Genomic DNA, 12,624 nt, shown 5'->3' with positions numbered 1-12,624 from the left:
CGCACCGAGAAAGGGAACCCTCCATGAGCAGGCCCGTCGTACTCATCGCCGAAGAGCTGTCCCCCGCCACCGTCGCAGCGCTCGGCCCGGACGTCGAGGTCCGGCGCTGCGACGGCGCGAACCGCGCCGACCTGCTGTCCGCCGTCGCCGACGCGGACGCGCTCTTGATCCGCTCCGCCACCCGCGTCGACGCCGAGGTCATCGCCGCGGCGCGAAGACTGAAGGTCGTCGCCCGCGCCGGTGTCGGCCTGGACAACGTCGACGTCCCGGCCGCCACCCGCGCCGATGTGATGGTGGTGAACGCCCCCGCCTCCACCGTCGTGAGCGCCGCCGAGCTGGCCTGCGGTCTGATCCTCGCCACCGCCCGCCACCTGCCGCAGGCCGACGCCGCGCTGAGGAACGGCGAGTGGAAGCGCAGCAGGTACACGGGCGTGGAGCTCGCCGGGAAGACCCTCGGTGTCGTGGGCCTCGGCCGCATCGGCGCGCTCGTCGCGCGGCGCATGTCCGCCTTCGGGATGGAGGTCGTCGCCCACGACCCCTACGTCCGGCCCGCACGCGCCGCGCAGCTGGGTGTCAGGATGCTGTCGCTCGACGAGCTGCTCGAGGTCTCCGACTTCATCACCGTGCACCTGCCCAGGACGCCCGAGACCCTCGGTCTGATCGGCGAGGAGGCGCTGCGCAAGGTCAAGCCGTCGGTGCGGATCGTCAACGCCGCCCGCGGCGGCATCGTCGACGAGGAGGCGCTGTACTCCGCCCTGAAGGAGGGCCGGGTCGCCGGCGCCGGCCTGGACGTGTACGCCAAGGAGCCCTGCACCGGCTCCCCGCTGTTCGGGCTGGACCAGGTGGTGTGCACCCCGCACCTCGGCGCGTCCACGGACGAGGCGCAGGAGAAGGCGGGCACCGCGGTCGCCGAGTCCGTCCGTCTGGCGCTGTCGGGACGGTCCGTGCCGGACGCGGTGAACGAGGTCACCCGGCGGCACGCCACCGGCCCGGCCCGCCCGGTGTCCGTGCCCCGGGCGGCGTGAGGGAGGCATGGGACCCATGGCACAACGTCAGGACGCGGAACCGGTGCGCTACATCATCAGTCGCGCGTTCCAGGACGACGCCCGGCTGCACCGGCTCCGGCCGGCGCACCAGACGTACTGGCGCAGGCTCTTCCACCAGGGCGTGCTGGTCGGCGGGGGGACGTGGGAGGAGGGGTGCAGGGAGGTGCTGGTGGTCAGGGCGCAGGACCGGGCCGCGGTGCACCAGGTGCTCGGCGCGGACCCCTACACCCAGGAGCGGCTGGCGCTGGACGTCACGGTCCAGGACATGGACGACCTGCTCGGAGCGGAGGAGCGGGCGGAGTCCGGGCAGGCCGCCGCCGACCCCGCGCCGGCCGGGCGGCTCAGCGCCCATGAGCTGCGGGTCGCCCGGCTGATGCTGGAGGGACTGACCAACCGGCAGATCGCCGAGCGGTTCATGGTGTCGCCGCGCGCGGTCGAGCAGCACATCACGCGCATCTACCGCAAGCTGTCGATCAGCCGGCGGGCCCAGCTGGCGGTCGCCCTGCGCGCCGAGGCGACGCACACGGGCTGAGCGGGGACGCGCCGGACGGCGGCCCGGAACCCGGGCCGCCGTCCACCTCTCCCCGATCCGCCGGAACTCCCTGATCCCTGATCTGCCTGATCTCCCTGTTCTCTCCGAGGTTCCGTCTGCCCGCTGTTCCTCCTCTCACTCCAGGCCGGCCGGCGCCCCGGTGGCGAGCGGTCCGAGCCGGCGCAGCACCTCCTCCTCCCCGAGCGCCCGGGCCACCTGGAACAGGTCCGGGCTGCGGCGGCTGCTGGTGAGGCACACGCGCAGGACGTTGGCCACCTCCCGGATCGAGCCGCGGTACGCCCCGGGCGCCGCCCGGAAGCTGCGGACGTCGGGCGCGAAGCCGTGCCGTTCGGCCACCGCGCGCAGCACGGCGAACCAGTGCTCCGGCGGCCCGGCGTGCCGGTAGTGCGCGACGAGGTCCCTGGCGAGGGCGGTGACCACCGGGCCGGGCAGGCCGCCGAACCGGTCGTCGGTGGGCCGGTCGACCAGCTCGTGCAGTTCGGGGAAGCAGAAGCCGTAGGCGGCCGTGAACTCCTGCCAGCAGGCGAGGTCCTTGCGGGGTGTGCCGGTGCCGCGCCGGGCCATCTCGAAGGCGGCCCGGGCGAGGTCCGGGTGCTTGCGCAGGACGGCGTGCAGTTCGGGGGCGTACTCGGCCGCCCAGTCGGCGAGCTGCGCGAGGGCCTCCTCGGGCGCCAGCGAGGCGATGTACTCGCGGCTCAGGGAGCGCAGCTTGAGCAGGTCCACCATCGGCCCGGCGGTCCCCATCTCCGTCGGCCGCAGCGGCTCGGCGAGCGCGCGGTCCGTCGGCAGGTCGGCGAGGCGGCTGTTGGCCAGCCCGCGCAGGTAGTGTCCGACGGCCGCCGCCGGATACCCGGCGGCCTCGTAGAAACCGGCCGTCGACTCGGGGTCCTTGCGCTTGCTCAGCTTGCGCCGGCTGGTGCCGTCGAGCTTCATCAGCGGCGCGATGTGCGCGTACTCGGGCGGCCGGAAGCCGAGCGCGCGGTGCAGCTGGTGGTGCAGGGGCAGGGAGGAGATCCACTCCTCGCCGCGCACCACGAGGTTCACCCGCATCAGGTGGTCGTCCACCACGTGGGCGAGGTGGTAGGTGGGCAGCCGGCGGCCCTCGGCGTCCGCGGACTTCAGCACCACCACGTCGTTGCCGTTGTCCAGCATGGTCAGCGCCCCGCGCACCAGGTCGCGGAACCGTACCCGGCCCGGCAGCCCGACGGGGCAGCGCAGCCGTACGGTGTACGGCTCCCCGGCCGCGATCCTCTCCCCGGCCTGGCGTACGGACAGCGAGCGGCAGCGGGCCCACTTGCCGTAGTAGCCGAGCGGCGAGCGGGAACGCCGCTGTTCACCGGCGTTCTCCTCGAGCCGCTCGGGGGAGCAGAAGCACGGGTAGGCCTGCTGTTCGCGCAGGAGTTCCCGTACGTAGGACAGGTAGACGTCCGCGCGGTCGGACTGCCGGTAGGGGCCCCAGCGGCCCTCGGGTTCACCTTCGTCCGGTTCCAGGCCGAAATAGCGGAAGATCCGGGCGAACTCGTCCGCCGCGCCCGCCACCTCGCGGTCCTTGTCGGTGTCCTCGATCCGCACCAGGTACACCCCGCCGGAGCGCCGGGCGAGGTCCTTCGCGAGCGTCGCCACGTACAGGCCGCCCAGGTGCATCGAGCCGGTGGGACTGGGCGCGAACCGGGTCACCCGTGCGCCGGGCGGCAGCTCCCGCGTCGTGTAGTGCTCTTCCCAGTGAGCGGGCGGGAGCAGGTCGGCAGAGAACCAGGAGTCGATGATGTCGCGGTCCGGCATGGCTCATCCCTTCCGTCGCGTTGACCCGGTACGGCGGCCTGGTGGGCCACGGCCCCGTCGATACCCCGACGTTAGGAGTCCGCGGCCCGGACGGGACCGTCCGGCGGGACGGACGGTGTGGGATCCCGTACCTCCGGGTCCTGCGGATGCCCCCCGGCGCCGTCCGCCGGGTGAGGCTTGACCCACGCGGCGGAAGCCGACGAGAAAGGAGACACCGTGCTGCGCGTGCTGCTGCTCGGGTTCGGAGCGCTGGCGGTAGGGACCGACGCCTATGTGACGGCCGGTCTGCTGCCCGCCATAGGCCGGGACCTGCACGAGCCGGCCTCCGTGACGGGGCAGCTGGTGACGGTCTTCATGCTCTGCTACGCCCTGCTCGCCCCGCTGGTGGGTGCGATGCTCGGGCGGTGGAGTGTCCGGCAGGTGCTCATCGGGGCGCTGGCCCTGTTCTGCCTGGCCAACGCCGGCAGCGCGGTGGCGCCCTCGCTGCCCGCCCTGGTGGTGGCGCGCGGGCTGGCCGGGGTGGCCGCCGGGGTGTTCATGCCGGTGGCGGCGACCGCGGCGGCGGCGCTCGTCGGGGCGGAGCGGCGGGGCCGGGCGCTGGCCGTGGTGCTCGGCGGGCTGAGTTCGGGCACCGTGATCGGGGTGCCGGGCGGTCTGTTCCTGGCCGGACACGCGGGCTGGCGGGCGGCGCTGTGGCTGGTGACCGGGATCGGTGCGGTGTCGCTGGCGGGATCGCTGGCGCTGCTGCCCGAGGTGCGCGGCGCGGCGATGCCCGGGCTGCGCGAACGGGCCGCCCAGTTGGCGGACCGGCGGGTCGCGGTCGCGGTGCTCACCACGTTCCTGCAGACCGTGGCCAGCCTGGGCCTGTACACCTACCTGGTGCCGGTGCTCGACGCGGCCGGTCAGACCGCGCACCAGACGGCCCTGTGGCTGTGGGGGGTCGGCGGGGCCGCGGGGAGCTTCCTGGTCGGGCCGCTGCTGGACCGCACCGGCCGGCCCGGCGCGCAGGTGGCGGTGCTGCTCGCCGCCCTGGCCCTGTGCCTGGCCCCGCTGCCGCTGCTGGGCGGCGCGGCCGTGCTGCCGCTGCTGGTGCTGTGGGGCGCGGCCGGCTGGGCGTTCGTGGTGCCGCAGCAGCACCGGCTGCTGGGCCTGAGGCCGTCCGGCGGCGCGGCCGTCCTCGCCCTGAACAGCTCCGCCACCTACCTCGGCGGGTCGGCGGGGGCCGCGCTCGGCGGGGCCGTGCTGTCGGCCGGGCTCGCGCCGCGTCACCTGCCGCTGCCGGCCGCGGCCGCGGCCTGCCTGGCCTGCGCGGTGCACCTCGTCGGCCGCCGACTCGTGGTCGGCGGGTCCCACCCAGCCCCGGACGGACGTCCGCACCCGGGGGCGGAGCGAAACGGAGACTCCCATGAAGTTCGGAGCTAACCTGCCCAACTACGGTCCGGCCACCACCCCGGGGACCATGCTGGACTGGGCCCGGCGGCTGGAGGAGCTGGGCTACCACCAGCTGATGGTGTCCGACCACGTGGCGCTCACGCCCGAGGTGCAGAGCCTGTTCCCGGCCCCGTTCTACGACCCGTTCACCGTGCTGGCCTGGCTCGCGGGCACCACCGCCCGGGTCCGCATCGGGACGACCGTGGCCATCCTGCCGTACCGGCACCCGCTGCTGGTGGCCCGTCAGGTGGCGAACATCGACCAGCTCAGCGGCGGCCGGTTCGTCTTCGGGGCCGCCGCGGGCTGGGCGCCGGGCGAGTTCGCCGCCCTCGGGGTGCCGTACGCCCGCCGGGGCGCCCGCAGCGACGAGTACCTGGAGGTGATGAAGGCCTTCTGGACGCGGGACGTCGTCGCCCACGACGGGGAGTTCGTCCGGTTCGGCCCCGTGCACACCGGGCCCCGCCCGGTGCGGCCGTCCGGGCCGCCCGTCTGGATCGGCGGGCACAGCCCGGGCGCCCTGCGGCGGGCCGTGCGCTACGGCGACGCCTGGCACCCCACCTCCGTGACCGGCGACTGGCTGGTGCACCTCGGCCTGCCCGCGCTGCGCGACACGGCCAAGCGGATGAACCGGCCGGTGCCCGCGCTCGCGCCGCGGATCAAGCTGCGGCTGACCGGCCGGCCGCTGCCCCCCGGGCGGGTGCTCGGCGAGGGGAACCTGGAACAGATCCACGACGACCTGGTCCTGCTCGACCGGCTGGGTGCCGACACGGTCGTCCTCGACCCCACCTTCCCCGGGCAGGTGCGCGACGCCGACCGGAACGCCGCCGACCTCGCCGCGTTCGAACGGCTGGCCGAGGAGGTGATCGATCTGGAACACGGACGCCTGCGCTGACGTTGCGTCGGACATGGCCATGGACAAGGGTGCCGCGGCGGGCAAGCCGTACGGCAGCGAACTCGATCTGCGCAAGCTGCGGGTGCTGGTGGAACTGGACCGGCGGGGCACGGTCAGCGCGGTGGCGGCCGCGCTGCATCTGACCCCCTCGGCGGTCTCCCAGCAACTCGCCGGACTGGCGAAGGAGCTGGGGGTCCCGCTGACCGAACCGGTGGGGCGGCGGCTGCGGTTGACGGGCGCGGCGAAGGTGGTGCTCCGGCACGCCGAGGAGATCTTCGAGAGCATCGAGCGGTTGCACCGCGCCCTCGCCGAGCACGGCAGCGGCGAGCACGGCGAGGTGTCGGTGTCCGGCTTCGGCACCACCCTCGCGCCCCTCATCCTGCCGGCCGCCGGCATCCTCAACCGGCGGCTGCCCGGGCTGCGGACGACGCTCGCGGAGGTGGACCCGCCGGTCAGCTTCGAGCTGCTGGAGCTGGGGCGCACGGACGTGGTCATCGCCGTCGAGTCGCCGGCCGCGCCCGCCCTCGACGCCCGCTTCGACAAACGGCCGCTGATGACCGAGGTGTTCGACGTGGCGCTGCCCGACGACCACCCGCTGGCGCAGGCGCCTTCGCTGACCCTCGGCGACCTGGCCGACGAGGCGTGGATCTTCGCCACGGTCGGCATGTGCCAGGAGATCCCCCTCGCGGCCTGCGCGGCCGCCGGCTTCACCCCGCAGGCCACCCATGTCATCGGCGACTGGGACGCCACCTTCGCCGCCGTCCGCCAGGGCCTGGGCATCTGCCTGGTGCCGCGGCTGGCCCGCCGGTCCTCCCAGCCCGGGGTGACGGTACGGCGGTTCGACGACGCGCCCTGGCGCCGGGTGTTCGCCGCGGTACGGCCCGGCAGCGCCGAGGTGCCGCAGATCGAGGCGGTACTGGAGGCGCTGGGCGAGGCGGCCCGGGACGCCGAATCGGAGCTGGACGGGGCCTCCGCCTCTTGATTTCATGGATCAGATGCGCATCTGATCTTCGAATCGAATATTTCAGTGAGCCTTCACATTCATCGGAAATATCATTTGCTGGACGCGGGCGGCGGCTCGGGGCGACGCTCTTGGTGTGGGCCGGCGGACAGGTTCCGCCCCCACCTGCCCCGTTCCTCTCCACGCATCTGTCGTGCGTCTCCGTCTTCCGCCGAATGTGAGGGTCCGTCATGAAATCCGGCGCGCTGCTGCGACTGTCCGGCCTGAGCCTGCTGTGGGGTTCGGTCTTCCTCTGGATCAAGATCTCCGGGTACGGCTTCTCGCCCGTGGAGATGGTGTTCGTGCGCCTCGTCCTCGGGGCCGCCGTCCTGATGGCCATCGGCCTGTCCAGGGGACAGCGACCGCCCCGGGACCCGAAGCTCCTGGGCCACATGGCGGTGGCCGCGCTGCTCGGCAACGCCGTCCCCTGGCTGCTGTTCGCCCAGGGTGAGGTCCACGGCTCCAGCAACGTCGCCGGCATCATCAGCGGCACCGGCCCGGTCTGGACGCTCGGCGCGGCCGTGGTGCTCGGCTCCGAGAAGCGGCTGGGCGGCGCCCGGATCCTGGGCATGGTCATCGGTCTGCTCGGCGTGGTCCTGGTGGCCGCTCCCTGGAGCCCCGGCACCCACGCCTCCACCAGCAGCATCGTCTGCTTCGTCCTCGGCGCCGTCAGCTTCGGCAGCAGCTTCGCCTACGTCGGCCGCTTCCTCGCGGGCCGCGGCATCCCGGTCTTCATGCTGGCGGGCGGCCAGTTGAGCATCGCCGCCGTGCTCACCCTGTTCGCGGTGCCGTTCCTCGGCCTGGAGCCCGTCGAGTGGCGCACCGACTCCGTCGTCGCCCTGCTCGTCCTCGGCGTGGTGTGCACCGGCTTCGCCGTCCTGCTCAACACGGTCATCATCACCAAGGACGGCCCCGCGGCCGCCGCCACCGTCATCTACCTCATGACCGTGGTGTCCGTCGTCCTCGGCGCCGCCTTCCTCGGCGAGTCCCTCGGCTGGAGCGTGCTGCTCGGCACCGCCGCCGTGCTCACCGCCACCGCGCTGCTGCGCCGCAAGCCCGCGGAGAAGCCCGCCCAGCAGGCCGCGGAGCCGCCCGCCGAGAAGGTCGCCGTCGCCCAGTGAGGCCGGCGGTCCTCACCGCACCGGCGAAGAACGGGGCCCGGCGAGCCGGCGACACCACCGGCTCACCGGGCCCCGTCGGCCGTACGGCGCGTGAGGCAGACGGCACCCGACCGGACCCGCGAGGCAGTTACTTCCCGAGGTGAACCCCCATGCCGTACGTCGTCGAACGCACCTTCCACCCCGCCGAGTCCCGGCTGCGCCAGGTCTGGCCCGACCACCTCGCCCACCTGCGGTCCCTGTCCGGCCGCGGCGTCCTCGTCGGCGGCGGGCCGGCCGGCACGGGCAGCGGGGACATCCTGCTGATCGCCGTGTCCGACGAGGTGTCCCTGCACCGCGTCCTGCGCGCCGACCCGCTCGCCCGGCACGGGCTCGTCGCCCGCACCAGGATCCGTTCCTGGAACGTCGAGTACGGCCACAGCGCGCTCACCGGACGCGAACCCGAGGAGCCCGAGGCCGCCCCCGGGGGCGGCACGCTCACCCCGCACGAGTCGCGCATCGCCCGCATGGTGCTCACCGGTCTGACCAACCAGAAGATCGCCGAGCGGCTGGGCGTGTCCTGCCGGGCCGTGGAACAGCATCTGACGCGCATGTACCGGAAGCTGTCGATCAGCCGCCGCGCACAGCTCGCCTCCGCTCTCGGCGCCACCGTCCCCCGCTTCGGAATTCCGCAGGAGGAACGGCTCACTGCGTGATTCCGTAGTGCCCGGCACCGCCCCTGCCGCCTAGCGTTTCCGAACGACAGGAAATCCCACGACCGGAAATCCGATCACCGGAAATACCGGGACCGGGAGAAGTCGCCTCGGAAATGCCTCGGAAAAGGGGAGAGATGTCCTTGCAATCCGCGGAACGTCTCGGGGTCGTCGTTCCTTCCGGGAACGCCGCCGCCGAACCGGAGATCGGCAGCCTCGTCCGGCCGGCCATGAACGTGCACACCTCCCGCTTCCCGGTTCTGCCGGGACGGACCCTGCGCGAGCGGCTGGACACCTACAACGAGCGCCTCGACGAGGTGGTCGCCGGGTTCGGCGGCCTGGAGCTCGGCGCGGTCGTCGTGGCGTGCAGCGGTTCCCACTACCTGCTCGGCCCCGACGGCGACCGGGCCCTGTGCGAGAAGCTCGCCGAGGCGGGCGGCCGGCCCGTCGCCTCCTCCACCCTCGCCACCCTGGACACCTGCGCGGACCTCGGCGTACGGGACCTCGTGCTGGTCTCGCCGTACGAGCCGTGGCTGACCGACCTGTCCCGCGCCTTCTGGGAGGATGCCGGCCTCACGGTCTCGCGGGTCGTCCCGGTCCGAGCCGGTGACCGCTTCTCCCCCTACGACGTCGGCACCGACGACCTGGTCCGCCAGGTCGCCGAGGCCGGTCTCGGCGCCGACGAGGCGCTGCTGCTCACCGGCACCGGGATGTTCACCTTCGACGCCCTGCGGCAGATCGGCGAGGGCAACGACCGGATCCTGCTCACCTCCAACATCTGCTCGGCCCGCTGGGCGCTCAAGCAGACCGGCCTCACGGCCGACCCCGCGGAGGAGACCGGCCTGCTGCGCCGGCTCGCCGCCCGCACGGGCGGCACGCGGTGAGCGTCCGCCGCCGCCCGGTCGTCGTCGTGGGCGCGGGACCCGTCGGGCTCACCACGGCCCTGGTCCTGGCCCGGGCCGGCGTGCCGGTCACCGTCCTGGAATCCTCCCGGGACCTGTCGACGGCCTCCCGCGCCTCGACCTTCCACCCGGCGACGCTGGACCTGCTCGACGAGCTGGGCGTCGCGGCCGCCCTCACCGCCGTGGGGCGGGAGGTGCACGAGATCCAGTGGCGCGACCTCGGCCAGCGGGTCCTGCACCGCATCGGCTACGACGCGCTCGACGGCCGCACCGCCCACCCCTACCGGATCCACGCCGAGCAGGCGCGGCTCACCCCCCTGCTGCTGGCCCGGCTCGACGCGTACCCGCACGCGGAGGTGTGCTTCTCCAGCACCGTCTTCGACGTACGGCCCCGGGGCGACGGCGTGCGGCTGTGGCTGGACGGGCCGCACGGGGTGCGCACCCCCCTGGACGCCGGGTACGTGGTGGCCGCCGACGGCAGCCGCAGCACGGTCCGCGCCGCCCTCGGGCTGCCCTCCCGGGCCACCGAGTACCCCTCGTACGCCCTGCGCGTGGTGACGCACACCCCGCTCGACGCGCTCCTGCCGGGCCTGGCGCCGCTGGCGTACGTCCGCGACCGCCGGCAGTCCTTCAGCATCCTGGGCATGCCGGACCACTGGCGCCTGATCTTCCGCGTGCCGGCACACCTGCCGCGCCGCCAGGTGCTGGAGCAGGCCGAGGTGCGGGCCCTGCTCGAGCGGGCGCTGCCCTCCTGGGCCGCCGAGGTGCGGGTCGCCGACGCGCACACCTACCGGCTCGCCTCCTACGTGCTGCCCGACTACCGGGCGGGCCGGGTCCTGTTCGCCGGGGACGCCGCCCACCTCACCTCCACCGCGGGCGGCATGAACATGAACTGCGGACTGCACGACGCCGTCGCCTGGGGCCGCGCCCTGACCCGGCTGCACCACGGCGAGGCCGACGAGCGGATCCTCGGCTCGGTGGCCGCCGGACGGCGCCGGGTGGTCACCGACCAGGTGATCCCGCGCACGGAGGCCCGCACCGCCGGCCTCGACGACCCGGCCCGGCTGCGACACGCCCTGGAAGACATCGGCCGGATCGCCGCCGACCCGCAGCGCACCGCCGACTACCTGGTCAAGGCCTCGCTCCTGGACTGCGCGCCCCGGCCCCAGCTCACCCACTGAGACCACCCCGCTCCGCCCACCTGATCCCTTTCCGCCTGCCGAGAGGACGGACGCGCCATGCGCCTCTGGTTCCACAAGCACACCGTGGAGGGACGGCTGCCACTGCTCGACCAGTGGTATCGCGAGCACCTGGACGCGATCGCCGCCCCCGGCACCGTCATCGACATCAAGACGCTGCCCGCCGACACCTACCCCGACAACACCCCGTTCGGACTGGTCGGCCACCACGCCGCCCAGGTCCTGTTCAGCGAGCACTTCGCGCACTCGGCCCTGCTGGCCGAACGCGAGGGCTACGACGCCTGGATCACGGCGGCCGGCCAGGATCCCGGCCTGCGCGACGCCCGGCACCTCGCCGCCGTGCCGACCCTCGGCTACGGCGAGACGGCGTTCTTCCTGTCGGCCATGACCGGGCACCGCTTCGGCCTGCTCGGCTTCATGCCGCCGCTCGAGGAGCCCATCCGGGCCAACGTCCGGCGCTACGGCCTGGAGCGCTCCATGGCCGCCTACGAGGTCGTACCCGGCGGCTGGGACGGCGTCCACCGCGCCCTCGACGGCGACTACGACCAGTTCCTCACCGTGTACACCGAGGCCGCCGCCCGCGCCCGCGAGGCCGGCGCGGAGATCATCATCCCCGCCGAGGGCATCCCCAACGAGATCTTCTGGCACCTCGGCGTCCGCGAGCTGCACGGCATGCCCGTGGTCGACCCGGCCGGCCTCGCCGTGAAGTTCGCCGAGCTCACCGTGACCCTGCGCGAGCTGCGCATCTTCTCCCGTTCCCACACCGGCTACTGGTTCCACCGACCGCCCGCCGAGATCTCCCAGCACCTCGAGAAGGTCTTCCTCGGCTCGATCCTCCAAGGAGCGTGATCCCGCATGACCATCCAGTCGACCCTCGGCCCCGCCCCCGTCAGCGCCCCCGCCGGCGCCCCGCTGCACCGGCCGCGCCGGCTGCGCCGCACCCCGCAGCTGCGCCGGCTCACCGCCGAGACCCAGGTCCACGCCAGCAATCTGATACAGCCGCTGTTCCTGCGCGAGGGTCTGACCGAGGCGCGGGAGATCCCCTCCATGCCGGGCGTCTTCCAGCACACCCGGGACACCCTGCGCAAGGCGGCCGTCGAGGCCGTCACCGCCGGTGTGGGCGGGCTGATGCTGTTCGGCATCCCGGTGCACAAGGACCCGCGGGGAACGGGCGCGGTCGACCCCGACGGCATCCTCCAGGTCGCGCTGCGCGACGTGGTCGCCGAGGTCGGGGACGCCACCGTCGTCATCGGTGACATCAACCTCGACGAGTACACGACCCACGGCCACACCGGTGTCCTCGGGCCCGACGGGGACGTCGACAACGACGCCAGCGTCGAGCTGTACGGACAGGCGGCCGTCGTGCAGGCCGACGCGGGCGCCCACATCGTCGCCCCCAGCGGCATGATGGACGGCCAGGTCGGGCACATCCGGGCGGCCCTCGACGCGGCCGGCCACCAGAACGTGGCGATCCTCGGCTACTCGGCCAAGTACGCCTCCCACTTCTACGGCCCGTTCCGCGACGCCGTCGAGTCCTCCCTGCAGGGCAACCGCCGCACCTACCAGCAGAACCCGGGCAACATCCGCGAGTCCCTGCGCGAGGTCGCCCTGGACCTGGCCGAGGGCGCGGACATGGTGATGGTCAAGCCGGCCCTGGCGTACCTCGACATCGTCCGGCTCATCGCCGAGCACGTCGACGTGCCGGTCTCGGCGTACCAGGTGTCCGGCGAGTACTCGATGATCGAGGCGGCCGCCGCCCGGGGCTGGCTGGACCGCGACGACTCGATCGTGGAGAGCCTGACCTCCATCCACCGCGCGGGCGCCTCCCAGATCATCACGTACTGGGCCACCGAGTTCGCGCCCCGGCTGGGCTGACCCGACGCCCGCCACGCCCGGCCCCGGGCCACTTCCGGTCTCCGGTGGCGCCGGCCCCCGCTTCAGCCCCGCGCCACCCGCCACCCGCGACCCGCCGCCGGGCGTGCCCGCCTGCCGCGGCGTGCCCGGCCGCT

11 protein-coding genes and 1 pseudogene are annotated in these 12,624 nt (G+C 73.8%); 11 read left to right on the top strand and 1 reads right to left on the bottom strand.

Annotated features, from left to right (window positions below):
• Positions 1-23: 23 nt before the first annotated feature.
• Positions 24-962 (top strand): annotated as a pseudogene (locus ABZX30_RS13185) (hydroxyacid dehydrogenase); the annotation flags it as partial.
• A gap of 79 nt (positions 963-1,041) precedes the next feature.
• Positions 1,042-1,578: a LuxR C-terminal-related transcriptional regulator gene (locus ABZX30_RS13180; RefSeq protein WP_355932595.1), complete on the top strand. Its 537-nt coding sequence runs from the start codon at positions 1,042-1,044 to the stop codon at positions 1,576-1,578.
• 135 nt (positions 1,579-1,713) lie between these two features.
• Here ABZX30_RS13180 and ABZX30_RS13175 read toward each other — a convergent pair whose 3' ends face one another.
• Positions 1,714-3,381 carry a glutamate--tRNA ligase family protein gene (locus ABZX30_RS13175; RefSeq protein WP_355932593.1) on the bottom strand — a complete coding sequence of 556 codons (1,668 nt, stop codon included), beginning with the start codon at positions 3,379-3,381 and terminating at the stop codon, positions 1,714-1,716.
• A gap of 216 nt (positions 3,382-3,597) precedes the next feature.
• Between ABZX30_RS13175 and ABZX30_RS13170 the strand changes: the two genes are divergently transcribed.
• The 9 genes from ABZX30_RS13170 to hemB all read left to right on the top strand — a co-directional run bounded on the left by ABZX30_RS13170 (position 3,598) and on the right by hemB (position 12,490).
• Positions 3,598-4,803 carry an MFS transporter gene (locus ABZX30_RS13170; protein ID WP_355932591.1) on the top strand — a complete coding sequence of 402 codons (1,206 nt, stop codon included), beginning with the start codon at positions 3,598-3,600 and terminating at the stop codon, positions 4,801-4,803.
• A complete protein-coding gene (locus ABZX30_RS13165; RefSeq protein WP_355932588.1) occupies positions 4,787-5,704 on the top strand; it encodes a TIGR03619 family F420-dependent LLM class oxidoreductase in 918 nt (305 codons plus the stop codon). Before ABZX30_RS13170 ends, ABZX30_RS13165 begins: the two co-directional genes overlap by 17 nt.
• Before the next feature lie 13 nt (positions 5,705-5,717).
• The gene (locus ABZX30_RS13160; RefSeq protein WP_355932585.1) at positions 5,718-6,686 is read left to right on the top strand and encodes a LysR family transcriptional regulator; all 969 of its coding nucleotides are present in this window, start codon (positions 5,718-5,720) and stop codon (positions 6,684-6,686) included.
• A 209-nt stretch (positions 6,687-6,895) separates the two neighbouring features.
• Entirely contained in the window at positions 6,896-7,825 is a 930-nt protein-coding gene (locus ABZX30_RS13155) for a DMT family transporter (protein ID WP_355932584.1), read from the top strand.
• 149 nt (positions 7,826-7,974) lie between these two features.
• Positions 7,975-8,517, top strand: a complete 543-nt coding sequence (locus tag ABZX30_RS13150) for a LuxR C-terminal-related transcriptional regulator (protein ID WP_355932581.1) — start codon at positions 7,975-7,977, stop codon at positions 8,515-8,517.
• Positions 8,518-8,651: 134 nt separating this feature from the next.
• A complete protein-coding gene (locus ABZX30_RS13145; protein WP_355932578.1) occupies positions 8,652-9,398 on the top strand; it encodes an arylmalonate decarboxylase in 747 nt (248 codons plus the stop codon).
• Positions 9,395-10,597: an NAD(P)/FAD-dependent oxidoreductase gene (locus tag ABZX30_RS13140; RefSeq protein WP_355932575.1), complete on the top strand. Its 1,203-nt coding sequence runs from the start codon at positions 9,395-9,397 to the stop codon at positions 10,595-10,597. The genes ABZX30_RS13145 and ABZX30_RS13140 overlap by 4 nt, the downstream gene beginning before the upstream one ends.
• 57 nt (positions 10,598-10,654) lie before the next feature.
• Positions 10,655-11,464: an aspartate/glutamate racemase family protein gene (locus tag ABZX30_RS13135; protein WP_355932573.1), complete on the top strand. Its 810-nt coding sequence runs from the start codon at positions 10,655-10,657 to the stop codon at positions 11,462-11,464.
• Between the two features lie 6 nt (positions 11,465-11,470).
• A complete protein-coding gene (hemB, locus tag ABZX30_RS13130) occupies positions 11,471-12,490 on the top strand; it encodes a porphobilinogen synthase (protein ID WP_355932570.1) in 1,020 nt (339 codons plus the stop codon).
• The last annotated feature ends 134 nt before the right edge of the window (positions 12,491-12,624 follow it).

Origin of the sequence: Streptomyces sp. NPDC004542, from assembly GCF_040610035.1 — a bacterium.
Taxonomy (GTDB): Bacteria; Actinomycetota; Actinomycetes; order Streptomycetales; family Streptomycetaceae; genus Streptomyces.
The sequence above is the reverse complement of the archived record's forward strand: the minus strand, read 5'-3'. Positions and strand labels throughout refer to the sequence as shown.

What these genes read in the sequence shown, in the direction of transcription:
- ABZX30_RS13180 (WP_355932595.1), top strand. Translation starts at nt 1,042, where the DNA reads ATGGCACAACGTCAGGACGCGGAACCGGTGCGCTACATCATCAGTCGC.
- ABZX30_RS13175 (WP_355932593.1), bottom strand. Translation starts at nt 3,381, where the DNA reads ATGCCGGACCGCGACATCATCGACTCCTGGTTCTCTGCCGACCTGCTC.
- ABZX30_RS13165 (WP_355932588.1), top strand. Translation starts at nt 4,787, where the DNA reads ATGAAGTTCGGAGCTAACCTGCCCAACTACGGTCCGGCCACCACCCCG.
- ABZX30_RS13160 (WP_355932585.1), top strand. Translation starts at nt 5,718, where the DNA reads ATGGCCATGGACAAGGGTGCCGCGGCGGGCAAGCCGTACGGCAGCGAA.
- ABZX30_RS13155 (WP_355932584.1), top strand. Translation starts at nt 6,896, where the DNA reads ATGAAATCCGGCGCGCTGCTGCGACTGTCCGGCCTGAGCCTGCTGTGG.
- ABZX30_RS13150 (WP_355932581.1), top strand. Translation starts at nt 7,975, where the DNA reads ATGCCGTACGTCGTCGAACGCACCTTCCACCCCGCCGAGTCCCGGCTG.
- ABZX30_RS13145 (WP_355932578.1), top strand. Translation starts at nt 8,652, where the DNA reads ATGTCCTTGCAATCCGCGGAACGTCTCGGGGTCGTCGTTCCTTCCGGG.
- ABZX30_RS13135 (WP_355932573.1), top strand. Translation starts at nt 10,655, where the DNA reads ATGCGCCTCTGGTTCCACAAGCACACCGTGGAGGGACGGCTGCCACTG.
- hemB (WP_355932570.1), top strand. Translation starts at nt 11,471, where the DNA reads ATGACCATCCAGTCGACCCTCGGCCCCGCCCCCGTCAGCGCCCCCGCC.